This is a genomic window from Halomonas sp. (assembly GCF_014859505.1).
Lineage (GTDB): Bacteria > Pseudomonadota > Gammaproteobacteria > Pseudomonadales > Halomonadaceae > Halomonas.
On record NZ_JACUUD010000002.1, the window covers coordinates 36,503 to 62,475 of the forward strand.

At 66.7% G+C, this 25,973-nt stretch carries 23 protein-coding genes and 1 riboswitch; of the genes, 5 read left to right on the plus strand and 18 right to left on the minus strand.

Going from position 1 to position 25,973, the window contains the following annotated elements; all coding sequences use genetic code 11:
* The 4 genes from senA to IBX53_RS00555 all read left to right on the plus strand — a co-directional run bounded on the left by senA (window position 1) and on the right by IBX53_RS00555 (window position 4,453).
* Window positions 1-1,362, plus strand: coding sequence for a selenoneine synthase SenA (senA, locus tag IBX53_RS00540; RefSeq protein ID WP_290903752.1), 1,362 nt, complete (start codon window positions 1-3; stop codon window positions 1,360-1,362).
* A 78-nt stretch (window positions 1,363-1,440) separates the two neighbouring features.
* The gene (locus tag IBX53_RS00545) at window positions 1,441-2,313 is read left to right on the plus strand and encodes a putative selenate ABC transporter substrate-binding protein (protein ID WP_290903755.1); all 873 of its coding nucleotides are present in this window, start codon (window positions 1,441-1,443) and stop codon (window positions 2,311-2,313) included.
* Complete coding sequence (locus IBX53_RS00550; protein WP_290903757.1) at window positions 2,313-2,966, plus strand: ATP-binding cassette domain-containing protein; 654 nt, start codon at window positions 2,313-2,315, stop codon at window positions 2,964-2,966. Before IBX53_RS00545 ends, IBX53_RS00550 begins: the two co-directional genes overlap by 1 nt.
* Window positions 2,966-4,453 (plus strand): ABC transporter permease, encoded by a 1,488-nt coding sequence (locus tag IBX53_RS00555; protein WP_290903759.1) that lies wholly within the window; start codon window positions 2,966-2,968, stop codon window positions 4,451-4,453. Before IBX53_RS00550 ends, IBX53_RS00555 begins: the two co-directional genes overlap by 1 nt.
* 105 nt (window positions 4,454-4,558) lie before the next feature.
* Here IBX53_RS00555 and IBX53_RS00560 read toward each other — a convergent pair whose 3' ends face one another.
* The 18 genes from IBX53_RS00560 to IBX53_RS00645 form a co-directional block, all read right to left on the minus strand.
* Window positions 4,559-5,263 carry a fumarate reductase iron-sulfur subunit gene (locus IBX53_RS00560; protein WP_290903761.1) on the minus strand — a complete coding sequence of 235 codons (705 nt, stop codon included), beginning with the start codon at window positions 5,261-5,263 and terminating at the stop codon, window positions 4,559-4,561.
* A gap of 64 nt (window positions 5,264-5,327) precedes the next feature.
* A complete protein-coding gene (locus tag IBX53_RS00565) occupies window positions 5,328-7,316 on the minus strand; it encodes a fumarate reductase flavoprotein subunit (RefSeq protein WP_290903763.1) in 1,989 nt (662 codons plus the stop codon).
* Window positions 7,313-8,089 (minus strand): fumarate reductase cytochrome b subunit, encoded by a 777-nt coding sequence (locus IBX53_RS00570; RefSeq protein WP_290903765.1) that lies wholly within the window; start codon window positions 8,087-8,089, stop codon window positions 7,313-7,315. Before IBX53_RS00570 ends, IBX53_RS00565 begins: the two co-directional genes overlap by 4 nt.
* A gap of 195 nt (window positions 8,090-8,284) precedes the next feature.
* Entirely contained in the window at window positions 8,285-9,181 is an 897-nt protein-coding gene (locus IBX53_RS00575) for a FoF1 ATP synthase subunit gamma (protein ID WP_290903768.1), read from the minus strand.
* Window positions 9,165-10,697, minus strand: a complete 1,533-nt coding sequence (locus tag IBX53_RS00580) for a F0F1 ATP synthase subunit alpha (RefSeq protein ID WP_290903770.1) — start codon at window positions 10,695-10,697, stop codon at window positions 9,165-9,167. The genes IBX53_RS00575 and IBX53_RS00580 overlap by 17 nt, the downstream gene beginning before the upstream one ends.
* On the minus strand, window positions 10,687-11,457 hold the full coding sequence (locus IBX53_RS00585) for a F0F1 ATP synthase subunit delta (protein ID WP_290903772.1): 771 nt from the start codon (window positions 11,455-11,457) through the stop codon (window positions 10,687-10,689). The genes IBX53_RS00580 and IBX53_RS00585 overlap by 11 nt, the downstream gene beginning before the upstream one ends.
* A 3-nt stretch (window positions 11,458-11,460) precedes the next feature.
* Window positions 11,461-11,748 carry a F0F1 ATP synthase subunit C gene (locus tag IBX53_RS00590; protein ID WP_290903774.1) on the minus strand — a complete coding sequence of 96 codons (288 nt, stop codon included), beginning with the start codon at window positions 11,746-11,748 and terminating at the stop codon, window positions 11,461-11,463.
* Window positions 11,745-12,467, minus strand: coding sequence for a F0F1 ATP synthase subunit A (locus tag IBX53_RS00595; protein ID WP_290903776.1), 723 nt, complete (start codon window positions 12,465-12,467; stop codon window positions 11,745-11,747). The genes IBX53_RS00590 and IBX53_RS00595 overlap by 4 nt, the downstream gene beginning before the upstream one ends.
* Window positions 12,458-12,760, minus strand: coding sequence for an ATP synthase subunit I (locus IBX53_RS00600; RefSeq protein ID WP_290903778.1), 303 nt, complete (start codon window positions 12,758-12,760; stop codon window positions 12,458-12,460). The genes IBX53_RS00595 and IBX53_RS00600 overlap by 10 nt, the downstream gene beginning before the upstream one ends.
* Window positions 12,750-13,058 carry an AtpZ/AtpI family protein gene (locus tag IBX53_RS00605; RefSeq protein WP_290903780.1) on the minus strand — a complete coding sequence of 103 codons (309 nt, stop codon included), beginning with the start codon at window positions 13,056-13,058 and terminating at the stop codon, window positions 12,750-12,752. Before IBX53_RS00605 ends, IBX53_RS00600 begins: the two co-directional genes overlap by 11 nt.
* Window positions 13,055-13,450 (minus strand): F0F1 ATP synthase subunit epsilon, encoded by a 396-nt coding sequence (locus IBX53_RS00610; RefSeq protein WP_290903782.1) that lies wholly within the window; start codon window positions 13,448-13,450, stop codon window positions 13,055-13,057. Before IBX53_RS00610 ends, IBX53_RS00605 begins: the two co-directional genes overlap by 4 nt.
* Window positions 13,451-13,464: 14 nt before the next feature.
* Entirely contained in the window at window positions 13,465-14,856 is a 1,392-nt protein-coding gene (atpD, locus tag IBX53_RS00615) for a F0F1 ATP synthase subunit beta (RefSeq protein WP_290903836.1), read from the minus strand.
* A 265-nt stretch (window positions 14,857-15,121) separates the two neighbouring features.
* Window positions 15,122-16,807: a dihydroxy-acid dehydratase gene (ilvD, locus tag IBX53_RS00620; protein WP_290903785.1), complete on the minus strand. Its 1,686-nt coding sequence runs from the start codon at window positions 16,805-16,807 to the stop codon at window positions 15,122-15,124.
* 107 nt (window positions 16,808-16,914) lie between these two features.
* The gene (locus IBX53_RS00625) at window positions 16,915-17,610 is read right to left on the minus strand and encodes a TenA family protein (RefSeq protein ID WP_290903787.1); all 696 of its coding nucleotides are present in this window, start codon (window positions 17,608-17,610) and stop codon (window positions 16,915-16,917) included.
* Window positions 17,607-19,013, minus strand: coding sequence for a sodium:solute symporter (locus tag IBX53_RS00630; protein ID WP_290903790.1), 1,407 nt, complete (start codon window positions 19,011-19,013; stop codon window positions 17,607-17,609). Before IBX53_RS00630 ends, IBX53_RS00625 begins: the two co-directional genes overlap by 4 nt.
* A riboswitch (TPP riboswitch) is annotated at window positions 19,003-19,121 on the minus strand. (Overlaps the previous gene by 11 nt.)
* Window positions 19,122-19,219: 98 nt before the next feature.
* A complete protein-coding gene (locus IBX53_RS00635; RefSeq protein WP_290903792.1) occupies window positions 19,220-22,339 on the minus strand; it encodes a DUF3427 domain-containing protein in 3,120 nt (1,039 codons plus the stop codon).
* 136 nt (window positions 22,340-22,475) lie between these two features.
* Window positions 22,476-23,063, minus strand: coding sequence for a peroxidase-related enzyme (locus tag IBX53_RS00640; RefSeq protein ID WP_290903795.1), 588 nt, complete (start codon window positions 23,061-23,063; stop codon window positions 22,476-22,478).
* A gap of 245 nt (window positions 23,064-23,308) precedes the next feature.
* On the minus strand, window positions 23,309-24,808 hold the full coding sequence (locus IBX53_RS00645) for a CoA-acylating methylmalonate-semialdehyde dehydrogenase (protein WP_290903797.1): 1,500 nt from the start codon (window positions 24,806-24,808) through the stop codon (window positions 23,309-23,311).
* Window positions 24,809-25,030: 222 nt separating this feature from the next.
* Between IBX53_RS00645 and IBX53_RS00650 the strand changes: the two genes are divergently transcribed.
* Complete coding sequence (locus IBX53_RS00650) at window positions 25,031-25,972, plus strand: LysR family transcriptional regulator (RefSeq protein WP_290903800.1); 942 nt, start codon at window positions 25,031-25,033, stop codon at window positions 25,970-25,972.
* The last annotated feature ends 1 nt before the right edge of the window (window position 25,973 follow it).

A 25,973-nucleotide genomic window follows, 5' to 3' on the forward strand; every position in this document is an offset into this window, starting at 1 on the left:
ATGCTCCCCACACCTTTCACCACACCGCCTACCCCGCCCCGTGCCGCCGACGAATTGGCGTCGATGCTCACCGATGCCCGCGAGCGCAGCCTGGCGCTGATGCGGGACACCCTCGCGTCCCGCGAACTCGGCCCGCGGCTGGCGATCGTCAATCCCCCGCTGTGGGAACTCGGCCACCTGGGCTACTTCCACGACCATTTCGCCCTGCGCGGCCTGTATGGCCTGCCCGACTACCGGCTCGCCGGCGCCGATCGACTGTTCGATTCCAGCAGCATCGCCCATGACGACCGTTGGTCGCTACCGCTGCCGTCGCGCGAGGCCACCCTGGACTACCTGGCACGGGTGCAGGAGGCCATGCTCGAGCGCCTTCCCGACGGCGAGGCCAGTGCTGCCCAGAGCTATGTCTACCAGCTCACCACGCTGCACGAGGACATGCACGGCGAGGCCTTCCTCTACACCCGCCAGACCCTGGGCGACCCGCCGCCCGCGCTGGGCATGCCAACGCGGGGGGGCTGCCTGACAGAGTCCGCCACCGAGCTCCTCGCCGGGGCCCTGCCCGGGGATGTCGACATCCCCGGCGGGTGCCATCAACTGGGCTCCGACGAGACCGTTCCCTTCCGCTTCGACAATGAGAAGCCCCCCATGGAGGTCGAGGTGGCGCCCTTCTCGATCGCCCGGGCGCCGGTGACCAACACCGAATTCGCCGACTTCGTCGACGACGGCGGCTATGCACGATGCGAGCTGTGGAGCGAGGCCGGCTGGCGCTGGCGCGGGCAACAGGGCCTGCAGGCACCGGTCTACTGGCGCAAGGGCGACGACGGCTGCTGGGAGGAGCGCCGCTTCGACCGCTGGTTGCCGCTGCCCCCCCACCAGCCGGTGGTGCATGTCAGCTGGTTCGAGGCCGACGCCTGGTGCCGCTGGGCCGGGCGCCGCCTGCCCAGCGAAGCCGAGTGGGAGGTCGCCGCCAGCCGGGAGCCAAGCTCAGACGGCCGCTCCCTGGCACCGGGCAAGCGCCTCTTCCCCTGGGGCGACACGCCACCGGTTGCCCGGCTGGCCAACCTGGACGGCTGGCGCCTGGCACCGCTGGACGTGGCATCACTGCCCGAGGGCGACAGCGCCTTCGGCTGCCGCCAGATGCTGGGCAACGTCTGGGAATGGACGGCCTCACCCTTCGGCCCCTTCCCGGGCTTCGCGCCCGAGCTCTACCGCGACTACTCGGCGCCCTGGTTCAAGGAGGGCCGCTACGTACTGCGTGGCGGTGCCTGGGCCACGCGGTCACGGCTGATCCACAACGGCTACCGTAACTTCTTTACCCCGGAGCGCCGGGATATCCTCGCCGGTTTCCGTACCTGCGCCCCCTGACACGAAACCGTTCGCCCGATTGGGTATCATTACCTGTTCTCGCCGCCCCAGGTTTCTCACACCGAAAGGACTCCCGACATGTTCCGATGCCCGCCGCTGGCCCTGGTCCTGCTCCTCGGCACTCTCGTCACCCCTGCCGTGGCGGCCGCCGCCCCCCTGGTCTTCACCGCCATTCCCGACGAGGACGAAACGCGCCTGCAGCAGCGCTTCCAGTCCGTGGCCGACTACCTCGCCGAGACACTCGACGTCGAGGTGCGCTTCATTCCGGTTACCTCCTATGCCGCCTCGGTCACCGCCTTTCGCAACAACCAGGTGCAGCTGGCCTGGTTCGGCGGCTTCACCGGCGTGCAGGCACGCCAGCTGGTGCCGGGCTCCCGCGCCATCGCCCAGGGAGTGGAAGACCCCGACTACAAGAGCTACTTCATCGCCAACCAGGCCACCGGCCTCGCGCCCCACGACGGTGACAGCGCCCCCGAGGGGCTGCGCGGCCTGACCTTCAGCTTCGGCTCCCGGAGCTCGACCTCGGGCAGGCTGCTGCCGGAATACTTCCTGCGCGAGCACCTCGGCGCCTCGCCCGACGAGCTGTTCGCCCGGGTCGGCTTCAGCGGCAACCACAGCCGAACCATCTCGGTGGTGCAGTCCGGCGCCTACCAGGCCGGCGTGGTCAGCTACAAGGCGTGGGAGAACGAACTCGAGGCAGGCAACATCGACCTCGACCAGGTCCAGGTGATCTGGGAGACGCCGCCCTACCCCGACTATCAATGGACGGTGCGTGGCGATGTCGACGAGCGCTTCGGAAAGGGCTTCACCGAGCGCCTTCAGCAGGCGCTGCTCGACATGGACGACCCCGACCTGCTGGCCAGCTTCCCCCGCTCGGGCTTCATCCCGGCCGATAACGACGATTACCGGGAAATCCTCGAGGTTGCGCAGTCCCTGGGGCTGCTCGACTGATGACCGTGCTGGCGCTGAAGGATGCCGTCGCCACCTATGGCGAGGTGCGCGTGCTCGGGCCCCTGAGCCTGACGCTGGCACCCGGCGAACGTGTGGCGCTGGTCGGTCGCAGCGGCGCCGGGAAGTCGACGCTGCTGTCGGTGATGTACGACCGCTGGCGCGACCAGGGAGCCGCCCTGATGCCCCAGGACCTGGGGCTCGTGTCGACACTCTCGGTGTTCCACAACGTCTACATGGGCCGGCTCGACCGCCACCCCTGGTGGCGCAACCTGCTGACCCTGGTGCGCCCGCGGCGACGTGACGTGGCGGAGATCGACGCCCTGCTCGGCCGGCTCGGCCTGGACGACAAGCGCTGGACACCCTGCGGCGAACTCTCCGGCGGGCAGCGGCAGCGCGTTGCCGCGGCGCGGGTTATCCACCAGGGCGGCGGCATGCTGCTCGCCGATGAGCCGGTCTCGGCACTCGATGGTCCCCTCTCCGAGGTGGTCCTGACCGCGCTGACCGACGCCTACCCCACCGCGGTACTGGCCATGCACGATGTGGAACTGGCGCTGCGCTACTGCACCCGGGTGATCGGCATCCAGGATGGCGCCATCGCCATCGACCAGCCCAGCCAGAGGCTGGCCGCCACTGACCTGCTGCCGCTCTACTGATGCCGTTGACCGCCACCCGTCGCGTCACCCTGGGGCTGATCCTTGCGGCCGCGGTGTGCCTGCTGTTCGGCGATTTCGAGATCAGTACCCATGACCCCTGGCAGGCACTGGGCCGCCTGTTCATGGGGCTGGTCCAGCCCGACTTCTCCCGCGTCGACTTCCTCGGCGAGGCCCTGCTGCGAACCGTGGCCTTTGCCTTCGTCGGCGTGGGGCTCGGCTCGGCGGCGGGCATGCTGCTGGCCCTGCTCTTCCGGCATGCCTGGGTGCGTACCTTCTGCGCCTTCATCCGCGCCATCCATGAGCTGTTCTGGGCGCTGATCTTCCTGCAGAGCTTCGGCCTGCACCCGATCACCGGGGTGCTGGCCATCGCCATTCCCTACGCCGGCACCTTCGCCAAGGTCTATGCCGAGATCCTCGACGAGTGCGACCCGCAGCCGGAACGCAGCCTGCCACAGCGCGCCGGGCGGCTATCGGCGCTGGTCTATACCCGCATCAGCCAGGCCTGGCCACACCTGGTCAGCTATACCGCCTATCGACTCGAATGCGGCCTGCGCTCGAGCGCGGTGATCGGCTTCGTCGGCATGCCGACCCTGGGGTTTCATCTGGCAGGCGCCTTCGCCCAGGGCCACTACAGCACGGTTGGCGCACTGCTGCTGCTCTTCTACGCCCTGATCGCCTCCCTGCGGCTCTGGGCGCGGCCACGGCTGCTGCCCCTCTACCTGGCGGCCTCCCCCTTCCTGCTGGGTACCGGGCTACCGATCATGTGGAGCAATGTCTCGCGCTTCTTCACCGAGGACATCGTGCCGGCCCCGCTGCGCAACGGCGAGGGCCTGGCGGGCCTCTGGCCCTGGTTCGGCGACCTCCTGCTCGGCCAGGCCCTGCCCGGCATCTGGAACACCCTGCTGCTGACCCAGATCGCCCTGGTGCTGACGGGCATCCTGGCGATGACGCTGTTTCCCCTGATCTCCCATCATTTCACGGGGCGCCACCTCACCGGCCGAGTGCGCGGCGCCATGGGACATGGGGTGCTGGTGGTGATGCGCTCCACCCCCGAGTACCTGCTGGCCTTCATCCTGCTGCAGCTGTGGGGGCCCTCGATGCTGCCGGCGGTGGTCGCCCTGGCGCTGCACAACGGCGGCATCATCGGCCACCTGGTCGGACGCCGCAGCAACGAGATCCACCTGCGCCAGGACGCCCCGGGCGGCATCAACCGCTACGCCTACGAGGTGGCACCGCGGGTCTACGGTCCCTTCCTGGCGCTGCTCTTCTACCGCTGGGAGATCATCATGCGCGAGACGGCGATATTGGGGATTCTCGGGATCGCCACCCTGGGCTTCTACGTCGACAGCGCCATCCAGGAGCTGCGCTTCGACCGCGCCATGGTGCTCATCCTGATCACCGCGCTGCTCAATATCGCGGTGGACATCCTGGCTCGCCGGCTGCGCGCCCACCTGCGCCTGAGCCACACCGCCCGGAGCGAGCCCTGATCGCCCCCGGGACAGGCACGCGCCCCCGCCGATACCGGCGGGGGCGCTGTTGCCTCCCAATCAGCCGCGAGCAGGCTCAGTCGAAGGCCTCCCGGGCCATATCGCTTATCCCGTGGCGATCATTCGCCGCCGCAGGAAGGCGATCTGGGTCTGCAGGGTGAGGTCCTTGGGACAGACATCCTGGCAGCCGAGCAGGGTCATGCAGCCAAACACCCCGTCGTCGTCGCCGATGAGTTCGTAATAGTCCGCATCGGTGCGATCGTCACGGGGGTCCAGGCGGAAGCGGGCGATCTTGTTGAGCCCCACGGCGCCGACGAAATCCTCGCGCATCAGGGCGGTCCCGCAGGCGGCCACGCAGCAGCCGCACTCGATGCAGCGGTCGAGCTCGTAGATTTCCTCGGCAAGCGATGGCTCCATCCGTTCCTCGAGGCGATCCGGATCGATCTCTTGCTGGCCATGGACCCAGGTCTCCAGGCGTTCGCTCATGCCTCGCATCCACTGGCCGGTATCCACCGACAGATCGCCGATCAGCTTGAACGCCGGCAGCGGGGCCAGGGTGATCTCCTCGCCGAGGGTCTGGGTCAGGGTCCGGCAGGCCAGACCGGGGCGCCCGTCGATCAGCATGCCGCAGCTGCCGCAGATGCCCGCCCGGCAGACGAAATCGAACTGCAGGGAGGGCGCGTACTCATCGCGAATGGCATTCAGGGCGATGAAGAGCGTCATTCCCGGCGTCTCATCCAGTTCGAAGGTCGCCATGTGGGGATGGCTATCCGGGTCCCGGGGATTGTGGCGCAGGATCTTGAACGTCAATCGACGCCCTGATGCCACCCGGGATGAATGAGAGGTCGAAAGAGAGGTGGAATCCACTGGGGAATCAGTGCTCATGGGTGTCATCCTCGAGCCGTTGGTTGGGGCCTCGGTACCTGGGTGGCAGCAGTTCTTCGAAGGGCATCAACGCCCGCTGCAGCTCGACACGGTCCGCATCGGCATGTTCCGCCTGAACGCGCTCGACCTCGGCCGCGCGTTCCGGGGTGTCGGGGTGATCGATGTGATTGCGGACCCCATAGCCGCGGAATCCCGGCGGCATCTCCATGCCCATCACATCGATGGCCTCGTAATCCAGGTGCGGCAGGCTGTCGGCCTCGTCGGGCCAGGTCGCCAGGGTCCGCTTCAGCCAATCGCGATCGTTGCGCTGCGGGTAGTCCTCACGGAAGTGGGCGCCGCGACTCTCCTTGCGCTCCCGCGCCCCCAGGGCCACGCAGAGCGCCACCTTGAGCATCTTCGGCAGGCGATAGGCCGCCACCAGCTCCGGGTTGGCACCAGGCTCCTGCGAGGCCACCCCGATATGGCGGCTCTTCTCCAGCAGCTGCTCGAGCTCGTCCACGGCCTCGGCGAGTTCGTCACCGGTGCGGAAGATGCCCACCTTGTCGATCATGATCTCTTCCATGCGCTTGCGGATGGCCACGACACTCTCGGTGCCTGACGTCTTCATCAGCGCATCCAGCTTGCCCTGCTCGCGACCCAGAAAGTCGCGGACCAGGCTGGTGGAGATATCGATGTCGCTGGCAGACGAGGCACAGAAATCGGCGATGAATTCCGCAACGATCATGCCCGCGACCACCGTCTCTGCGACTGAGTTGCCCCCCAGGCGGTTGAAGCCGTGCATGTCCCAGCAGGCGGATTCCCCGCAGGCAAACAGCCCCTTGAGGGTCTGGCTTTGGCCGGTATGGTCGGTGCGGATCCCGCCCATGGAGTAATGCTGGGTGGGCCGAACCGGGATCCAGTCCACGGCGGGGTCGATGCCCAGGAAGTAGCGGCAGATGTCGGTGACCTCACGCAGATTCTTCTCCACATGGGCACGACCGAGCACGGTGATGTCCAGCCAGAGATGGTCGCCGTAGGGCGACTTGACCCCCTTGCCCTTGCGGATGTGCTCGGTCATGCGCCGCGACACCACGTCCCGCGAGGCCAGCTCCTTCTTTTCGGGCTCGTAGTCGGGCATGAAGCGATAGCCGTCCACGTCGCGCAGGATGCCACCGTCGCCGCGGCAGCCTTCGGTGGTAAGGATACCCGCGGGAACGATGGCGGTGGGATGGAACTGGACCGCCTCCATGTTGCCGAGGGCCGCTCGGCCGGTTTCCAGTGCCAGGGCCACGCCGGTGCCCTCGCAGATGATGCCGTTGGTCGAGACCTTGTAGATACGCCCGTATCCGCCGGTAGCGATGACGGTGGCCCGGGAAACGAAGGCGGTGAGCTCGCCGGTGATCAGGTCGCGGACGATGGCGCCATAGCAGCGGCCGGCGTCATGGATCAGCGCCAGGGCCTCCATCCGCTCCATCACCGGAATGCCATTGGCGACGGTCTGATCCCCCAGGGTGAACAGCATGGCATGGCCGGTACCATCGGAGGTGTAGCAGGTCCGCCATTTCTTGGTGCCACCGAAATCCCGGGCGGTGATCAGGCCGTGGGCGGCCTCGCTCTCGGTGATCACCACCCGCTCGGCATTGATCACGCTCTCGCGGTCGCCCTTCTGTACGCGGTTCCAGGGCACTCCCCAGCCGGCCAGTTCGCGGATCGCCTTGGGCGCGACATGGGTGAACATCCGCACGACTTGCTGATCGGCTCCCCAGTCGCTGCCACGCACCGTGTCACCGAAATGCACATCCTCATTGTCGCCCCTGCCCATGGCGTTGCTGCCGAGGCTCGCCTGCATGCCCCCCTGGGCCGCGGCCGAGTGCGAGCGTTTGGCCGGCACCAGGCTGAGCACGATCACATCCTGGCCACGCTGCTTGACGCCGATGGCGGTGCGCATTCCCGCCAGGCCACCGCCGATGACGAGGACATCGGTATAGACCAGCTTCATGACAATTCTCCGAGGGGGGGGACAGGCAGCATCGGGTGCTCCGCCGGCACTGATGACGCCCATGACAAGACCGGCTGCCCAAAGTGATCCTGCTGGGTCAGGCCGATCTTGATGAAGGCGGCCAGGGAGGCCAGCCCGAGCGCCAGGAAAAAGACCGTGACCCCCCACTTGGCACGCTTGAGCTTCCTGCGACTCTCGACGGGGTTGCTGCCGGTCAGAAAGCCCCACTTGACCGCCAGGCGGTAGAGGCCGATGGAACCGTGCAATTCCACGGCCAGCAGCAGCAGGAGGTACAGCGGCCACATCCATTCGGAGACCACCCGATTGGCCGAGCCATAGGCGCCGATGGTGTCGGGGCGAGTCATCATGATGTAGAGATGAACCGACCCGAGAAAGAACATGGCGAATCCGGTGAAGACCTGGACGAACCAGAGCGTCGTATCCTCATGCCCCATGCGCTTCATGTGATCATGGAAGGTGCGGTACTGGCGGTAGCTGGAGGGAAACTTGCGCAGCGCCAGAAGCGCATGCAGCACGAACAGCGCAAAGACTCCCATGGCCGCCATGGAGACAATGACGGGATAGGTCTGCTCGAAGATCAGCGAGCCCTCCATCCAGCCCGCTACCCGATCGAAGGCATCGGCGCCGAGCAGGATCGAAGCGACGAAGAACATGTGGAACCACATGAACAGCGCCAGCACAAGCCCGCTGAGGCTCTGCAACAGATCGAGCCGGGCAGGCATCCTGCTTTTCGCCTTCGTGATCGATTTCATCTACCAGGCCTCACGGTGTTATTGATGACCGGACTTTTCCTCCGGAACGCCAACTCAAAATAACCCTTAAAGCTGGGTATCGGCTTGATATTGGTCAAGTGTAGCCCAGGAAATACATGCGGTAGCGATGTCAAGGTGAATGCTGTCTCCATCCTCGACCGGACATGCAGCACCGATGTGGCGCGAGACCCGGGTTCAGGTCCTGCGCGGCTTGTTGCGCAAGGCCTCGAAGCCGATGATGACGTCCAGCAGCTCGGTGGTGATCTCATCCTGGCGCACCGACCTCAGTTGCCCCTTCACCTCGTCCAGGCGCTCGTCCACCGACTGCTCGGCCTGCTGCATCAGGGCCAGCCGTGCGGCATTCTCGGTGACCATGGCCTCCGCCGAGGCGCGAAAGACACTGGCGAAGATATGGCTGCGCAACAGCGCGGCAAATAGCTCGGCGCTGGGCATCGAATAGTCGGGCAGGGAGCGGGATTGCCATGGCCGGTCGGCGAGTTCCGCCAGGAACGCCTGCCCGAGGGGCAGCAGCGGCACCACTACCGGTTCGTGCTGCCCGCGACCGGCGCGCCGGGTAAAGGCCAGCGCGACCTCCCGGTTGTGAGGCTCACCGAGCCCGATGTCGTCCAGCCGGGTGACGATGCTGCCCGCCAGGCGCCCGATGCCATCCGCCGAGGCCGGTGGCAGGAAAACGCTCTCGGGGCGGAGTCCCTGCCCCGCCAGGGCATCATTCATCTGGACGCCGACACACAGCACCCGAAGCGCACAGCCTTCGGGCGTCATCGGCGCGAGTTCCGCCTGCACCTTCTCGGCGAGCAGCTCGTTGTAGTTGCCGCACAGGCCATGGTCGGAGCCGAACACCACCGCGATGCTCTCGGTCGGTTCCGCTTGCGGCAAGGCGATGGGGCCGGTTCTGGCGACGAAGGCCCGGAGTCCGCTTCGCACCGTCCGATGATAGGCCTCGACGGACCTGGCGGCGCGCTCATAGGGCACGGCGTTGATGGCCGAGATGGTCTTCATGGTGTGCACGATCCCGCGGATGCTGGTCAGCGTATCAAGGCGGCGGGACAGGACCTCAAGTGTCTGCGTCACGGCCATCCTCCGATATCCCCAGGGCGCTGCGGGCCACCGCGAGGATCGCGGCGCGATCCTCGTCGCCCAGGGGCTGGTTGTCTGCGATACGCGTCGCGACCCCTGCCAGGGCGTCGCCCACCGACGCCCTGGCCTGTGCCATGGCGGCCACCACCTGGGTCTCCGACAGCCCGTCGAACATGCCCTCCATCGCCGCCAGCAGCACCAGCAGCTGCTCCACCGCCGGCACCGGCTCCCGCTCGGGCTGTCGCAGTGCCGCCCGGACCGCCGCGCCCCGGCTCAGTCTCGCTCGGGTGGCATCATCCAGCCGGGTGCCGAAGCGGGCAAAGTCCTCCAATTCCTCGAACTGGGAGAGGGCGACGCGCAGGTTGCCGGCGACATCCCGGAACGCGCGATGCTGGGCCTTGCCGCCCACCCGCGACACCGACACCCCGAGGTCCACCGCCGGGAACTGGTTCTTGCGCACCAGCCGGGGCGACAGGTAGATCTGGCCGTCGGTGATCGAGATGAGGTTGGTCGGGATATAAGCCGACAGGTTTTCCGCCTGGGTCTCCACCACGGGCAGGGCGGTGATCGAACCGCCCCCGGCCTCCTCGGTGAACTGGCCGGCCCGCTCCAGCAGCCGGGCGTGCACGTAGAAGATGTCGCCGGGAAACGCCTCGCGCCCCGGCGGGCGCCGCAGCAGCAGCGAGAGTTCCCGATAGGAGCGGGCGTGGTGGGTGAGGTCGTCGAAGACGACCAGCACGTCCCGGGCCTGGTCGGCGAAGTACTCCGCCATCGTCATCGCCGCATAGGGGGCGATATACGCGAGGCCCGGCGCGTCTTCATCGCCGGCGACCACCACGATGGTCTTCGCCAGCTGCCCGCTCTCCCTGAGCGTCTCGATGACCCTGGCCACCGCATCCCCGCGCTGGCCGATGGCGCAATAGATACTGAGGACCTCCGACCGGGCCTGGTTGAGGATGGTATCCACGGCGATGGAGGTCTTGCCGGTCTGCCGATCACCGATGATCAGCTCCCGCTGCCCCAGGCCGACCGGCACCGCGGCATCGATCGCCTTGAGGCCCGTCGCCAGCGGGCGACTGACGGCCGCGCGGGCGAGGATGTCCGGCGCCCGGGCCTCCACCGGCCGCTCGGCCACGGCGGACACCTTGCCCCGGCCGTCCCGGGGCTGGCCGGTGGCATCGATCACGCGGCCGACCAGGCCCGGCCCCACCGGCACACTGATCACTTTGTGGGTGCGCCACACGTCCTCGCCGGCGCTCACCCGCTCCGACGGACCCAGCAGCACGACACCCAACCGGCCCGGCTCGAGGTCCAGCACCACGCCGCGAACCCCCGAGGCAAAGACCAGCAGCTCGTCCGCCAGGGCACGCCCCAGCCCGGATACCACGGCGATGCCATCCCCCACCGCCGCCACCGTGCCCACCTCGGCCAGCACCGGCGACGGGGGCGGACTATCCAGCAGGAGGTCGATGAAGTCCCGGGCGTCGGGCCGCCGCGATTCATCCACCATGATCGTTCACCCTGCCCGACACGCCGCTGGTCAGGCGCTCTTCCAGCAGGCCGACCAGTTCGTCGGTGTAGGTGTCCACCGTCCAGTCGAGCTGGATGCTGCCGATGCGCAGCACCAGCCCGGGGGACTGGTCGTCATCCGTGGCAAAGCGCACGGTAAGCCCGGGCAGCCGGGCCTGGAGTGCGGCCTTCACCTCCTGCCGAGCGCCCTCCGGCAGCGGGGCATGGGTGGTGACCACCGCTTCCTCGGCGTTGTCGGCCGCCGCGGCCAGCTCGTCCGACAGCGGCGCCAGCCGGCTGACCACATGCCGGGCGATGTGCTCCTCCAGGCGCTCGTCGGCCAGGTCGTGCAGCGCCCGGCCCGCCAGCTGGTAGAGCGTCTCGGCACTCGCCTTGTAGAGTTCCGTCGTGAAGCGCTCCCGTTCACGGGCCAGGTGCGCCTGCGTGTCCTGCCGCTCCTGCGCCAGCTTCTCGCGGGCCTCGGCCAGCAGGGCGTCCCGCTGCTGCTTCGCTTCCTCGTGTACCCGTTCCGTCAGGGCGGCCTGATCGGCCTGCAGCTGCTGTCTCTGGGCCACGAAGTCCGCCTCGGCGACGGCCGCCTTCTGCTGGGCGCGCGCCGCCTCCCCCATCCGTTCGGCAATCTCGGCCTCGCGGGAATCGATGCCCTTGAGGATCGGCTTGTAGAGAAAGCGCTTCAGCAGCCAGACCAGCACCAGGAAGTTGGCGATCTGTGCAAGGACCGTGACCCAGTCGATCGACATGGCTCAGCCTGCCGCCGGCTGGGTGGCTTGCAGGAAGGCGTCCATGAACGGATTGGCGAACAGCACGATCATCGCCACCACGAAACAGTAGATCGCGGTGGATTCGATCATCGCCAGGCTGACGAACAGGGTCCGCGACAGGGTGGAGGCCGAGTCCGGCTGCTGGGCGATGGCGCTCAGGGCGGCGGCCGCGGCGCGCCCCTCCCCCAGCGCCGGGCCCAGCGCACCGAACGACACCGTCAATCCCGCAGTGAGGATGGAAATGGCTGCAATCATGGCTGCATCGGTCATCGGTCTTGCTCCTTATGATGTTCACGTGCGCTGTCGAGATCCTGGCCGGGCTTGTTGATGACGGCCGTGGCCGACGAGATATAGACGGTCGCCAGGATGGCGAAGATGTAGGCCTGGATCAGGCCGGTCAGCAGCCCCAGCACGTCCATCACCACGGGAAAGAAGAACGGCGCCAGGCCCAGCAGGATCCCGGCGATCACCGCGCCGCTCATCACGTTGCCGTAGAGGCGGATGGCCAGGGAGATGCCCCGGGAGAACTCACTGATGATGTTGAAGGGCAGCATGACGATGGAGGGCTGGATATAGGTCTTCAGGTAGCCGCCGATGCCCTGCCGGCTGATGCCGAAGAGCGGGACGGCGATCAGCACCGACAGGGCCAGGGCCGCGGTGGTCGACAGCGAGGCCGTGGGTGGCGAGAAGCCCGGCACGACCAGCAGCAGGTTCGACAGGGCGATGAACAGGAACAGCGTGCCCGAGAAGTAGAGGACATGGCGCGACGAATGCGGCGAGATCTCCTCGACCTGCCGCTGGATCCCGGTGACGATCACCTCCAGGGTCGTTCGCCAGCGATTCGGCGGCACGTCCGGCCGCAGTTTCCGGGTCACGAGCATCGAGGCGACGGTCAGCGCGGCCATGACGACCCAGGTATTGACCACGGTCTCGTTGATGCCGAGGCCCCAGAGCGTGAAGACCGTCGTCTCGTCGGGTGTCAGTTGCATCCTGCCTCCTTTGGCCGGGGTAACCGCGCCACCAGGGTGGCGATGAAGCGCACCAGGAAGAAGGCGAGCGCATAGCCGGCGAACGCCCAGCCCAGGGTTCCCCCCTCGGTCACCAGCCACCCGGCCGACAGCAGCAGGCCGATACGCAGCGCGGCACTGGGCAGCAGGACCGAGACGGGCCGGGCCAGGCGCAGTGCCAGGCGGACACTCAGCGCCAGGCCCACGAAGTAGAGGATACTGACGGCGACACCGGTGCCGAAGCCGGTGACCAGGACATGCCAGTCAATCGTCATGATGCTCACTCCCGTTGTCCTTGACTTCCTTGCTGGCCCAGGCCCAGGCAATGAAGCTGCCCAGAGCCACGCCCCCCAGGATCAGGGCGAGGGTCCACTGAAAATCCTGTGGCATGCGACGATCCAGCCACAATCCAAGAAAGGCGCCGCCCACCGTGGGCACCGCGACGGACCACCCGATCATGCCGAAGACCCCGAGCCCCCGCAGCGGGCTTGCTCCGGGGTCATCCCGTGCCCTCTTCAGGCGCCGGGCACGACGGCCGATGTCCTCCACCGGAGACTTCCGCCGCCGGGTCATGGCGTTCTGGGTCGCTGCAGGTCGGCAAACCGCCGCACGATGCCCGCCTCCAGACGTGACAGAGCGGAGCGGGCCACACGCTCATCCTCATCGATCTCGATGAAGTTTCTCTGCACGGTTTCCCTCAGCGAGGCCAGATCCGCTCCCCGGACACCCCGCCGGATGGCGACATCCACACGATGGCCCTTCTTCACCAGAATCCCCTCGTCGATGCCGAAGATATGCTCCCCGCCGTCCGCCAGGGTCAGGATCAACACCGAGGGAACCAGAGCGGCGACGAAATCGACATGGTTCGGCAGCATCCCAAAGGCTCCGTTCTCCGCCTCGGCAAACAGCCGACTTGCCGGGCCCTGATGCAGGGTCCTGGTCGGTAGTCGCAGGGTCACCTGCATCTCCGTCGACTGGGTCATGCCACCGCCTCCAGATCGGAGAGTGCGCCGATCATGTAATAGTCGCCTTCGTTACGCTCGAAATGAGTCTGGCTCAGGATGGTTTCACAACCCTCCAGGGTATCGGCGGTGGTCACGCGCCGGCCGTCGGTTCCGGTAAAGGCCGCCGTGGTGAAGAAGGGCTGGGTCAGGAAGCGTTCCAGCCGGCGGGCGCGGGCAACGGTTGCCCGGTCGGCGGCCGACAGCTCCTCGATGCCCAGCATGGCGATGATGTCGCGCAGCTCCTCGTATTCGGCCAGTGTGCGGCGCACCGCCCGGGCGATGTCGTAATGACGCTGTCCCACCACCGAGGGCGTGAGCATCACCGAGGAGGAGGCCAGCGGATCGATGGCCGGATACAGGCCTTCGCTGGCACGCTTGCGGGAAAGCACGACCGAGCCCGACAGGTGGGAGAAGATATGGGCGGCCGCGGGGTCGGTGAAGTCGTCGGCCGGCACATAGACGGCCTGGACCGAGGTGATGGCGGCCTGGCGGGTGGAGGTGATGCGTTCCTCCAGCTCCGCCAGTTCGGTCGCCAGCGTCGGCTGATACCCCACCCGGGAGGGCATGCGCCCCAGCAGCCCGGAGACCTCGGAGCCGGCCTGCACGAAGCGAAAGATGTTGTCGATCAGCAGCAGCACATCGCGCTGTTGCTCGTCGCGGAAATACTCCGCCATGGTCAGGGCGGTCTTGCCGACCAGGAACCTCACCCCGGGTGCCTCGTTCATCTGGCCGAACAGCATCACGGTGTTGTCGCGCACGCCGGCCTCGCCCATTTCACGGTAGAGCTCCTCTGCCTCGCGGGAGCGCTCGCCGATGCCGCAGAAGAGGCTCACGCCCTTGTACTGCTGCACCGTGTTGTTGATCAGTTCGGTAATCAGCACGGTCTTGCCTACACCGGCGCCACCGAACAGGCCGGTCTTGCCACCTCGCTCGATGGGGGACAGCAGGTCAATGGCCTTGATGCCAGTCTCCAGGATCCTGCTGCGAACGACGCGGTCTTCAAGCCGAGGCGGAGCCTGGTGAATGGCGCGGCGCTCCGCCGTCACCGGCGCGGGCCTGCGATCGATAGGCGCACCAAACATGTTGAGCATGCGACCCAATACGGCATCGCCGACCGGCACGCTGATCGGAGCGCCGGTGGCCCGCACCGGCATGCCAAGCCCAAGCCCTCTGACCGGCCCCAGCGCCATGCAACGCACGATGCCCCTGTCCTCCAGGCCGGCAACCTCCAGGGCCGTCTTCCCGACATACAGGAGCTCCCGGATAGCGGGTACCGACTTCGCGAACCTGACATCCACGACACCACCGCGAATGGCGACAACGGTGCCGGAGTCACCCTCGGGCCGAATATGGGCTTCCTGCTGCATCATCATCACGTCCTGTGCGTTAGTCCGATGTCGTCGATAACAGGATAGCTCATGCCATTGAGCCAACCGCGCCCGGGTGAGGAATTTCAACCGGCGCAGCGAATGCCCCGTCCCGTTTCAGACCTATGGCCGGGGGAGGCAGTCCGCGGGGCAAGGATCTGACGAGGGGGCCGCGCGAAAGCATGGCTTCCACGCGGAACAAGGTGTCAGGCGCCGGTCAGGAGACGTGGGCAACCGGCGGGGGGGAAGGGTAGTGCGTGACAGGTCACTCCGGCAGGTCGGTCACCGCCCCGGTGGAAGCGGAGCTGACGGTCCTCGCGTACTTGGCCAGCACGCCGCGGGTGTAGCGTGGCGCCGGCTGCTGCCAGGCAGCGCGGCGGCGCATCAGCTCCTCGTCGGAGAGATCGACCACGATGGTATCGGCCTCGGCGTCGATGGTGATCACATCGCCATCCTCCACCAGCGCCAGGGGGCCGCCGTCGAAGGCCTCCGGCGTCACGTGGCCCACCACGAAGCCGTGGCTGCCTCCGGAGAAGCGCCCGTCGGTGATCAGCGCCACCTCGCTGCCGAGCCCCCGGCCCATGATCGCCGAGGTCGGCGTGAGCATCTCGCGCATGCCCGGCCCGCCCTTCGGGCCCTCATAGCGGATCACCACCACGTCCCCGGCCACCACGGTGCCATCGTTGATGCGCGCCTGGGCCTCCTCCTCGGAGCCGAACACCCTGGCGGTGCCGGAGAAGCGCGTGCCCTCCTTGCCGGTGATCTTGGCCACCGCCCCCTCGGGGGCCAGGTTGCCGTGCAGGATGCGCAGGTGGCTCTCCGCCTTGATGGGGCTGTCCAGCGCCGCGATGATCTTCTGATCCTCGGGGTAAGGCGCCACCTCGGCCAGGTTCTCGGCCAGGGTCTGCCCCGTCACCGTCAGGCAATCGCCATGCAGGAGGCCGGCGTCGAGCAGGAGCTTCATCAGCGGCTGGATGCCGCCGATAGCCACCAGCTCGCTCATCATGTAGTGGCCGCTGGGGCGCAGGTCGGCCAGCACCGGCACGCGCCTGCCGATGCGGGTGAAGTCCTCCAGGGAAAGCTCGACACCGATGGTGCTGGCCATGCCGATCAGGTGCAGCACCGCGTTGGTGGAACCGCCCAGCGCGATCACCACGGTGATGGCATTCTCGAAGGCCTCGCGGGTCATGATGTCCGAGGGCTTGATGTCATGTTCGAGCAGCTTGAGCACCGCCGCGCCCGCCGCCTCGCAGTCATCGCGCTTGTCCCGGGAGACGGCGTTCTGCGCCGAGCTGCCCGGCAGGCTCATGCCCAGCGCCTCGATGGCCGAGGCCATGGTGTTGGCGGTGTACATGCCGCCGCAGGAGCCCGGCCCGGGGATCGCCGTCTCCTCGATCTGCTTGAGCTCGATCAGGTCGATGTCGCCGCGGCTGTGGGCGCCCATGGCCTCGAACACCGAGACGATGTCGGTGTGGCCCTTGCCGGGCAGTATGGTGCCGCCGTAGACGAAGACGCTGGGCCGGTTCAGCCGCGCCAGCCCCATCAGGCAGCCCGGCATGTTCTTGTCGCAGCCGCCGATGGCCACCAGGCCGTCGAAGCCCTCGCAGCCGGCCACCGTCTCGATGGAGTCGGCAATCACCTCCCGGGAGACCAGGGAGTACTTCATGCCCTCGGTGCCGTTGGCGATGCCGTCGGAGATGGTGATGGTGTTGAAGATCACCCCCTTGCCCCCGGCGGCGTCCGCGCCGTCGCTGGCGTGGCGGGCCAGCTCGTCGATATGGCTGTTGCAGGGGGTGAGGTTGCTCCAGGTGGAGGCGATGCCCACCTGGGGCTTACTGAAATCCTCGTCGGTGAAGCCGACCGCACGCAGCATGGCGCGGCTGGCCGCCTTGCCGGGGCCGTCCACCACCGGGGCGGAGTGGCGGCGGGGATCCTTCGGGGTATCGCTCATGGCAGGGCTCCTGTGAAGATGGCGAGAACCTCAGAGGGTGGCCCGCATTTCCGGGCCTGACAACCGCTAAGGCACGAGATCACTTCAACCCATGCGAACCGGCCCGCTCAGCGTGGCATCACCGCATCGTGGAAGGCGCGCTCCTTCGCCACCGTCTCGCGAAAGCACTCGGCCATGCGGGCGAAGGCGCCCTCATCGAGCGTCTCCGCCTCCTCGTCCAGGCGGCGGCGCAGCCAGGCCACGAAGTCCTGGAAGGCCGGGTTGTCGTGCAGGTCGATCCACTCCCCCACTAGCGGGTGGAGGCCCTCGGTGCGGGTGATCCTCAGCGCCCACGCCAGATAGATCCACTCGGTGACTACCAGGGCCGCGAGGATCTCCGCATAGCCGCCGGCGCGGCCGGTCTCGCGCAGCAGCGCCTGGAAGGCGCGGGTCTCGGGCAGGTAGTCCGGCGCCTCGCGTCGGGCGTCGGGCACCTCGAAGGCCTCGAAGGTGCGCTGGAAGGTGCTGTTCTCGTCGCTGGTCAGCATGCCCATGAACTGCCCCAGCACCACCCGGTCTTCCATGCTCGGCGCCCGGCCGATGGCGAAGCCGATCAGCGCGGTGAAGGGGTCCACGAAGCCGTAGTCCTGCACCATGTAGGCGGCGAAGTCGTCACCCGAAAGCCGCCCCTCGGCCATGGCATCGAACAGCGGATGGTTCACGGTGGCGGACCAGTCGGGCTCGCTGATCGCGCGCAGCCAGTCGGTGATGCGCGGTGCTTCCTGTGCCGTGGCCCAGGCGTTCCAGTCGGCGCGAGTGGTCATCGGGCATCTCCGTCACTTGCCAGTTGGAATCTCGGCCCCGGACGCAGTCCGGCGATCAGCAGGCTGGCCAGGGTGGAGGCGAGCAGCGCCCCCAGGAAGGGCGGAAGCGTCGGGATGCTGTCCGGGAAGGTGGCGGCCAGCACCCCGGCGGAGAGGCTGCCCAGGGTGATCCAGCCCGGCAGCACCGCGCCGAGCAGGCCCGCCACGCCACCGGCCACCGCGGCGAGCGGCGACATGCGCCGCCACAGGCCCAGCAGCACCGGCACCACGATGGCGGCACACAGCAGGTCGGCGATCAGGAACAGGCGCAGCACCGAGAAACCCTGCAGGGCCACCCACACCACCGGCAGCATCAGCGCCACCGTGACCAGGCGTGCGCCCCGCACCGAGAGTCCGCGCCGGCCGGCACTGGCCACCGCCATGGAAGCGATGGCGTTCTGCAGGGTGTCCACGCTGGAGGCCACCAGGGTCACCGCCAGCACCAGGGCCGGCAGGCCCAGCCAGGCCGGCGCCGCGGAGAGCAGCGCGAAGAAGGGAATCGGCGGCTCGCCCAGGGGCAGCGCGTGCATCGCCGCCAGCATGCCGAGCCCCCCGATGGCCATCACCACCAGCAGGCTGCTTGCCGCACCCAGCAGCGCCCCGCGGCCCAGGGCGCGGTCGTTCTGGGCGGCCCAGATGCGCTGCCAGTAGCCCTGGTGAAAGAGGTTGGCTGCGGTGACGGCGATCACCAGGGTGAGCGCCACGGAGAGCGCGCTGCCGGCAGGAATCGAGGGCATCACCGCCCCGGCCGGCATCGGCGGCAGCCACCACCAGGCCACGCCGCCCACCAGCACCAGCAGGGCCAGCAGCAGCCAGGCCTGCCAGCGGTCGGTGGCGAGGCTCGCCCGCAGCCCGCCCAGGGTGGTGTACACCAGGGTGACCACCGCCACCCCGAGGATCACCAGCGCCGGCGGCACGTCCGAGAGCAGCGCAGCGATGGCACCGATGGCGGTCAGCTCGGCGGCCAGGAAGATCGCCATGTAGGCCACCGAGACGAAGGAGACCCAGCGCCGCACCCCGGCGCCGTAGCAAGACTCGGCGAACTCGCCGATGCTGCGCCCTTCCGGCAGGTAGCGGCGGATCGCCGGGCCGTAGAGCCCCAGCACGATGAAGGGCAGCGACGAGCCGATGGCGTAGCCGGCCAGCGCCACCGGCCCCACGAAGGCACCGATCTCCGGTGGCGCGAAGAGGATCCAGGCCCCCATGCTGGAGGCCAGGAACGACAGGCCGATGGCCTGGGCGCCCTGGGAGTTGCGAGCGGTGACGTAGTCATCTAGCAGGCCGTCGGCCCGGCGGGCTCGCAGGCCCAGGAAAGCAAAGCAGAGCAGCGCCGCGCCGAGCACGGCAGACGTCAGGTAGGGCATGTCGCGCTTCCTCCGCCGGTATGAACCGGATCAGGTCCAGGGTCGGCGCTTGGCCCTCTCAGCCCCCGCGGATGCGGCGGATGCGGCGGGACTCCCCTGGCGACAAATGGATGAGTTGTGCACACCCGCCGCTGTCGGCACAGCAGCGGGTCGGAGGCATCATAGCGAGGCCGCGGGTTGGCGGCCAGCCAGCCTGCAGCGCAATGCTAGGCGGGCCTTGCCGCCTCGAAGAGTTCTGCAGGCATTGGGTACTCCAACTCCCAGGTCATCGCAATGGGGCGGTCACCCTCGTAGCTGCGCAATGCTTTGGCCGGGCCGAGGAAGAGAAAGGGAGCCGTCTCCTTGTCTTCAATTCTCTTCGTAAGGCGCGCAAAGAAGAGGATGGTGTAGCCGCGCTCCGCGAAGTGAAGGTAGTTCTGACCGGTGGGGCTTTCCTGCGTAACCGTGGACTGGCTTTCCCAATGCAGCAGCGTGCGGCTGATGGGGTAGTCGCGATAACGCGTGGTAGGGGAGAAGTCTTTTTCATCCTTTTGAAAAGTGATGAGGTGGACATAGGCCCGAAGATGCTTGGCATTCAGCCGCCCCTGGCCGGTAGGCCCGGGCTTTTCCAGGCTGGACAGGCCTAAGGCAGCCTTTATCTCTGCGGTGCCATAGGCGCCGTGCAGTAGTAGCTCACAGTCGAAAGGTAGTTCGCTTAACCGTTGCAGAGGCACCTGCTGATGAGCCCGCCGCCAGGCGGCAATCTCGGCAGCATCGGCCGCGATGCTTGGGTTAGCGCACCACTTTCGCAGTGACTGCTCGAGACTGTCGACACCGACCAGTCCCCCTTTCTGGCCCCACAGCAGGTAATGCAAAGCCGTTTGTTTCGGGGTGTCATAGCGTCCCAGAGCCTCCTCGACGCCCTCAGGCTGGCCTAGGATCTCCACGGCCGAGAGGAGTTCGGGATCGCTGCGAAGCGCGATGCGCGGCAGGGCCTTGCGCGCCTGGTCGATATCAGGATCCTCGGGTGAGGCTTGGCGTTCGGCCAGTGCTTTCCACTCTGACCAACTTCGGCGTGACAACACCTGCACTGGTGTCAGCCCGCTCACCTCCAAGAAGCGCCCAAAGGTGAGCGGTTTCCCGACCTCTTCGGACCAGGTGCGCAAGGTTTCAGGGATAAACTGGTTCAGATCAGCCAGCACCGAGCGAATCTTGTTAATGACCTGCTCCCGAGCCACTCGCTCAAGCTGGATGCTACAGCCGGGCGGAAGGCTGGGAAAATCGGCTTCGACCTCACGATCTAGCCGCTGGCGTTGCCCGGAGAGCAGCGCAGTGAACTTGGTATCCAGCCGGTAGCGGCGATGGGTCTGCCCCACGAAGTCCAACACGGTGAGACACTCCTTCCCCGGTGCATGACGCAACCCTCGCCCCAACTGCTGCAAGAACACCGTCAGGCTTTCGGTTGGGCGAAGGAACATCACCAGGTTGATATCCGGCACGTCGACACCTTCGCTGAGCACATCCACGGTAAACAGGAAAGGCAGCTTGCCCTCTCGAAACTCCCGGAGGCGCTGGGCACGGATCTCCGCCGGGGTATCACCGAGCAGCACGGCGGCTCGATAGTCATCACCCAGAGCTCTGAAGCTTTCAGCCATATACTCGGCGTGTCGCACACCGGCGCAGAAACCTACTGCCCGCAAGCCTCGGAGATCGGGCTGGTAGCGCTCCAATGCTTGCCTGACGGTATCGACGCGCTGTCGAGCACGAAAGTCATCGCCGGTAAGGAGGTTCTCAAGCTTCCGGGCGTCATAGCGTCCATTCTGCCATAGGCTATCGTCACTGAGATCGATGCTGTCGCTGACGCCGAAGTAATGAAAGGGGCACAGCAGCTTCTCTTCCAGCGCCTCAGGGAGGCGAATTTCCGCGGCATACTCACCGCCGAAGTCCGGCAAGATACTGCTACCATCCATTCGTTCTGGAGTGGCTGTCAGGCCCAGCAGCAGCCGCGGGCTCAGCTCATCGAATAGCGCTCGATAGCTGCTGGCGGCACCGTGATGGGCCTCATCGATCACCACAAAGTGGAAGTGATCAGCACCGAGCCTTTCCCAAGGACGCTGCCGATTCAGCGTCTGCACCGAGGCAAACAGGTGGCGGTGCTCGGTTGGCGTCTGTCCACCCACCCAGAGTTCACCGAAGTTCTGATCACGCAGCACAGTGCGAAAGCAGGCCAGGGCCTGCTCCAGGATCTCCTTGCGATGTGCCACAAACAGCAGCGGCACCTGGCGCCCCTCGCGGCCGCAGAACTGTCGATAGTCTAAAGCCGAGATGACGGTCTTCCCGGTACCGGTAGCTGCCACGACCAGGTTCCGGAAAGAACCACGCTGACGCGCGGCGTCAATCGCCTCCAGTATCCGCAATTGGAAAGGACGCGGCGTAATCTCGGCAAAGAAGGTTACCCCGTCTCGGTCACGCTGCTTATGCACCGCGATCGCCTGCCGAAATCGATCAAAGTCTGCCTCGGTATAGGGCTCAAATTCATCGCTCTCCCAGTAGGCAGAAAATTCGGCGGCGAACCGCTCCAGGATGTGCCCCATATCCTGTTCGGTAGCCTTAACGGTCCACTCTAGCCCCTGAGTCATCGCCGAATGCGACATATTTGCCGAGCCGATATAGGCCGTTGAGTAGCCGCTGTCTCGGCGGAAGTGGTAAGCCTTGGCGTGGAGACGCGTACCGCCGGTATCGTAGGAGACGCGCACGGTGACATTAGGCTGTCGGGTCAGCCACTCCAGTGCCGTAGGGTCACTTGCCCCCATATAGCTGGTGGAGATCAGACGCACCGGCACCCCTCGATCGGCTAGACGCTCGAGGGCCGGCATCAGCAGCCGCAACCCTGACCATTTAATAAACGAAACCAGAATATCGACGCTATCCGCCGTCGCCATTTCGGCGCGAAGCTCATGCTCTAACGGCGGATCATGGCCTAAACCGGTGAGCAACGCGCTCGTTCCAAGCGGTGTGTGCGAACGAGGCAGGGATTCTTGTCCGCTAACGAGCTCTGTAAGCACCGACTTTTCAGTACTCAGCAGACGCTTTCGAGTCAGGTAGTCGAGCCCGTCGGTGGCCGAGACCAGCTCAATGATACGGTTAACCAAACGTAGACGCTCCTTGGCATCTACGATCCGCAGGGCTCGATGGAGTAGCTGACCGATAAACTGGGAGTAGGCATGAGGGGCTGTTTCATCATCAAGGGCACGAAGCACAGGCTTGAGCTCAGGGTGCTCATCCAACTGTACCTTTAATTCCTCATCGAGCAGCCGCTCATACAAGCCTTCCGGTAGCCGATCCATGCATTACCCCACTTTCCCTATTCCAATGCCCACCAAGGTATCAGCAATTGGATAGCATTGGGCGCTCTCCGCCTTCGCGCAGGAAACCTGCGCTCCCACAATGAACCAGCGGCTTCTCAAAGGCCCTATCCTCCCGCTACTTCTCCCGCGGCACCCGGCCCATCAGGTAGAACTCCTCGTTGGGCGGGGTGCCGGCGAGGGTGACCAGGCGGTTGGACATGCCGAAGAAGGCGGCGATGGCGCCGATGTCCCAGATGTCATCCTGGGTGAAGCCGACCTCCAGCAGGCGGGTTTGCCATTCGTCGGTGAGCTCGCCGACCTCGAGACCGCTGTGCATGGCGAAGTCGAGCATCACGGTGTGGCGCTCGCTCAGGCCGGCGACGCGGTGGTTGATGGCCACCTGGTCGGCCAGCAGCGGGTCCTTGCTGTAGATGCGCACCAGGGCACCGTGGGCGACCACGCAGTAGAGGCAGCGGTTGCGGGCGCTGGTGGCCACCACGATCATCTCCTTTTCCGCCTTGGTCAGGGTGTCGGACTCCCGCTCCATCAGGGCGTCGTGGTAGGCGAAGAAGGCGCGGAACTCCGCGGGGCGATGGGCCAGCATCAGGAAGACGTTGGGGATGAAGCCGGCCTTCTCCTGCACCGCCAGCATGGCGTCGCGGATGTCCTCGGGCAGGTCCTGGATCGACTCGGGAATGGGAAACTGGCTGATCGGGGTGGTCATGGTGGCTCCTGGGTTGTGCTTGTTATAAGACCATTCCAGTTAACGTCAACGTCATCCTGCTGTCCATACGATCTCGGTTGCAGGCGGCTTCTGAAAGGGTCTGCGGTTGGCCTGACCTTCGGTGTGATTGGCCGGGAGTCCTTCGGCCTCCATTCGCGCAGCAAAGCTGTGCTCCTACAGGGGCGTACAAAAGCACGACCCCGCCTCTCTCGAGACGGGGCCGCGTTGTCACCGAGCGGAGCGAATCAGCTCAGCGAGATGGTGCTGTTGATGCCGCTGGAGACATTCTCCGGCTCGAACCAGCGAGCGGAGACGGTCTTGGTCTGGGTCCAGAAGGCGATGGCCTGCTTGCCGTTGGGGCCCAGGTCGCCGAGCTTGGAGGCCCGCGAGCCGGTGAAGCTGAAGTAGGCGACCGGCACCGGGATCGGCACGTTGATGCCGATCTGGCCGACGTCGATATCGGTCTCGTAGCGGCGCGCCACCCAGCCGGAGTTGGTGAAGATGGAGGTGCCGTTGCCGTTGGGGTTGGCGTTGATGAAGGCAATCGCCTCGTCCAGGGTATCGACGTTCACCACACAGAGCACCGGGCCGAAGATCTCCTCGCGGTAGATGGTCATCTCGGCGGTGACGTCGGAGAAGAGGGTCGGGCCGACGAAGTTGCCCTTCGGGTAGCCCTCGACCTGGCAGCCGCGGCCGTCCACCAGCAGCTTCGCCCCTTCCTTCTCGCCGGCGGTGATCAGGCGCTCGACGCGCTCCTTGGCGGCCGGAGAGACGAGCGGGCCGAGGTCGGCGTCGGTCTGGGTGCCGGGGCCCACCTTCATGTTGCGCGCGCCCTCGACGATGTCCTCCAGCCACTCGCGGGCCTCGCCCACCAGCACCACCACGGAGTTGGCCATGCAGCGCTGGCCGGCGGCGCCGAAGGCGGAACCGAGCAGGCTGTTGATGGCCTGGCTGCGGTTGGCATCGGGCATGATCACGCAGTGGTTCTTGGCGCCCATCATCGACTGCATCCGCTTGCCGGCGGCGGCGGCGCGGTTGTAGAGCAGCGAACCCACGTGGGTGGAGCCGATGAAGGAGAGCGCCTTGATGTCGGTATGGTCGGCGATCTGGTTGGCCACGTCGGGGCCGCCGTGGACCACGTTGAGCACCCCGGCCGGGATGCCCGCCTCGTGGGCCAGCTCGACCAGGCGCATGGTGGAGCTCGGGTCCTGTTCGGAGGGCTTGAGCACGAAGGTGTTGCCAGTGGCGATGGCCAGCGGGAACATGAAGCAGGGCAGCATGATCGGGAAGTTGAAGGCGGTGATGCCGGCGCCCACGCCCAGCGGCTGGTGCATGGTGTAGACGTCCACCTCGCTTGCCGCGTTCTCGGCCAGCTCGCCCAGCTGCAGGGAGGTGATCGAGCAGGCGTGCTCCACCACTTCCAGGCCGCGGCCCACCTCGCCCACGGCGTCGGGCAGGGTCTTGCCGTGCTCCTCGGTGATCAGCGCGGCCAGCTCGTCGGTGTGCTCGCGGATCAGTGCCTGGAGCTTGAGCATGATGCGCATGCGCTTGCCCAGCGGCACCTTGCGCCACTCCTTGAAGGCCTCCTTGGCGCTGGCCACGGCGCGCTCGACCTCCTCGGGGGTACAGAACGGCACCCGGGCAACCACTTCCTGGGTGGCCGGGTTGACCACGTCGCGCCACTCCTGGCTCTGGGACTGGACCTGCTGGCCATCGATAACCATGGGGATTTCGCGAACTGACATGGGCGTGCTCCTCTCTCTACTGTCGCTGCCCGGGGAATCGGCCTTGTTGTTGGAACTTGCCGTGGATCACCCTGGCATTAGACTTTGTGTGTATAAAAACACGGAAGGTGATGGAGACGAGTCTATCCAGAGGTCGGATGGCGTGACAACGGGCAGTCGGGCACATTCTTTGTGCATTGATGCACAACAGGCGGCCTGAACAGGCACCAACGGAAGGGCCCTATGCTCGACTGGCAGGATATCCAGATCTTTCTCGAGGTGGCACGCAGCCAGCGGCTCACCGATGCCGCCCGCCGCCTCGGGCTCGACCACTCCACCCTCTCCCGGCGCACCCGGCGCTTCGAGCAGAAGCTCAACACCCAGCTCTTCGAGCGCAGCACCCACGGCTACCACCTCACCGAGGCGGGCCAGCAGCTGCTCGCCCACGCCGAGGAGATGGCCCGCCACGCCTTCGAGGCCGGCGAGAGCCTCACCGACAAGAACCACCAGATCAGCGGCCAGATTCGTCTGGGGGTGACCGAGGGGTTCGGCACCTGGGTGATCGCCCCGCTGCTCTCGGCCTTCTGCGAGCGCCACCCCGGGGTCACCCTGGACCTCCTCGCCCTGCCCCGGGTGGTCAACCTGAGCCGCCACGAGGCGGACCTGGCCATCACCGTGGAGCGCCCGGTGAGCCCGGGCCTGGTGATCTCGCGGCTTTGCGACTACCGGCTGCGGCTCTACGCCAGCCAGGGCTACCTCGAGCGCCACGGCCGGCCCGAGCGCCTCGCCGAACTGGGCCGGCACCGGCTGATCGGCTACGTGGACGACCTGATCTTCAGCGAGCAGCTCAGCTACCTGGAGCCGCTGCTCGACCCGGCGGTGGTCGGCCACCCCGGACCGCACTTCGCCATGCGCAGTACCAGCGTCACCACCCAGCTCGCCGCCTGCCTGCACGGGGCGGGGCTGGCGGTGCTGCCCTGCTTCATGGCCAGCGCCTCGGAGACTCTCGTGAACGTGCTGGAGGAGGAGGTAGCGATCGACCGCCAGTTCTGGATCACCGCCCGCCAAGAGCAGCGCCGCCTGGCCCGGGTGCGGCTGCTGTGGGACTTCCTGCGCGAGGCGCTGGAGGCCAACCGCGCCTTTCTGATGGGCGAGAGCGGCAAGCTGGTACTTCCCGCCTCCTAAG

What these genes read in the sequence shown, in the direction of transcription:
- IBX53_RS00645 (WP_290903797.1), bottom strand. Translation starts at nt 24,808, where the DNA reads ATGTCAGTTCGCGAAATCCCCATGGTTATCGATGGCCAGCAGGTCCAG.
- IBX53_RS00595 (WP_290903776.1), bottom strand. Translation starts at nt 12,467, where the DNA reads ATGCAACTGACACCCGACGAGACGACGGTCTTCACGCTCTGGGGCCTC.
- IBX53_RS00605 (WP_290903780.1), bottom strand. Translation starts at nt 13,058, where the DNA reads ATGACCCGGCGGCGGAAGTCTCCGGTGGAGGACATCGGCCGTCGTGCC.
- IBX53_RS00585 (WP_290903772.1), bottom strand. Translation starts at nt 11,457, where the DNA reads ATGTCGATCGACTGGGTCACGGTCCTTGCACAGATCGCCAACTTCCTG.
- ilvD (WP_290903785.1), bottom strand. Translation starts at nt 16,807, where the DNA reads ATGAGCGATACCCCGAAGGATCCCCGCCGCCACTCCGCCCCGGTGGTG.
- IBX53_RS00570 (WP_290903765.1), bottom strand. Translation starts at nt 8,089, where the DNA reads ATGAAATCGATCACGAAGGCGAAAAGCAGGATGCCTGCCCGGCTCGAT.
- IBX53_RS00590 (WP_290903774.1), bottom strand. Translation starts at nt 11,748, where the DNA reads ATGACCGATGCAGCCATGATTGCAGCCATTTCCATCCTCACTGCGGGA.
- IBX53_RS00565 (WP_290903763.1), bottom strand. Translation starts at nt 7,316, where the DNA reads ATGAAGCTGGTCTATACCGATGTCCTCGTCATCGGCGGTGGCCTGGCG.
- IBX53_RS00555 (WP_290903759.1), top strand. Translation starts at nt 2,966, where the DNA reads ATGCCGTTGACCGCCACCCGTCGCGTCACCCTGGGGCTGATCCTTGCG.
- IBX53_RS00580 (WP_290903770.1), bottom strand. Translation starts at nt 10,697, where the DNA reads ATGGTGGATGAATCGCGGCGGCCCGACGCCCGGGACTTCATCGACCTC.
- IBX53_RS00610 (WP_290903782.1), bottom strand. Translation starts at nt 13,450, where the DNA reads ATGCAGGTGACCCTGCGACTACCGACCAGGACCCTGCATCAGGGCCCG.
- senA (WP_290903752.1), top strand. Translation starts at nt 1, where the DNA reads ATGCTCCCCACACCTTTCACCACACCGCCTACCCCGCCCCGTGCCGCC.
- IBX53_RS00545 (WP_290903755.1), top strand. Translation starts at nt 1,441, where the DNA reads ATGTTCCGATGCCCGCCGCTGGCCCTGGTCCTGCTCCTCGGCACTCTC.
- IBX53_RS00625 (WP_290903787.1), bottom strand. Translation starts at nt 17,610, where the DNA reads ATGACCACTCGCGCCGACTGGAACGCCTGGGCCACGGCACAGGAAGCA.
- IBX53_RS00650 (WP_290903800.1), top strand. Translation starts at nt 25,031, where the DNA reads ATGCTCGACTGGCAGGATATCCAGATCTTTCTCGAGGTGGCACGCAGC.
- IBX53_RS00550 (WP_290903757.1), top strand. Translation starts at nt 2,313, where the DNA reads ATGACCGTGCTGGCGCTGAAGGATGCCGTCGCCACCTATGGCGAGGTG.
- IBX53_RS00600 (WP_290903778.1), bottom strand. Translation starts at nt 12,760, where the DNA reads ATGACGATTGACTGGCATGTCCTGGTCACCGGCTTCGGCACCGGTGTC.
- IBX53_RS00635 (WP_290903792.1), bottom strand. Translation starts at nt 22,339, where the DNA reads ATGGATCGGCTACCGGAAGGCTTGTATGAGCGGCTGCTCGATGAGGAA.
- atpD (WP_290903836.1), bottom strand. Translation starts at nt 14,856, where the DNA reads ATGCAGCAGGAAGCCCATATTCGGCCCGAGGGTGACTCCGGCACCGTT.
- IBX53_RS00630 (WP_290903790.1), bottom strand. Translation starts at nt 19,013, where the DNA reads ATGCCCTACCTGACGTCTGCCGTGCTCGGCGCGGCGCTGCTCTGCTTT.
- IBX53_RS00640 (WP_290903795.1), bottom strand. Translation starts at nt 23,063, where the DNA reads ATGACCACCCCGATCAGCCAGTTTCCCATTCCCGAGTCGATCCAGGAC.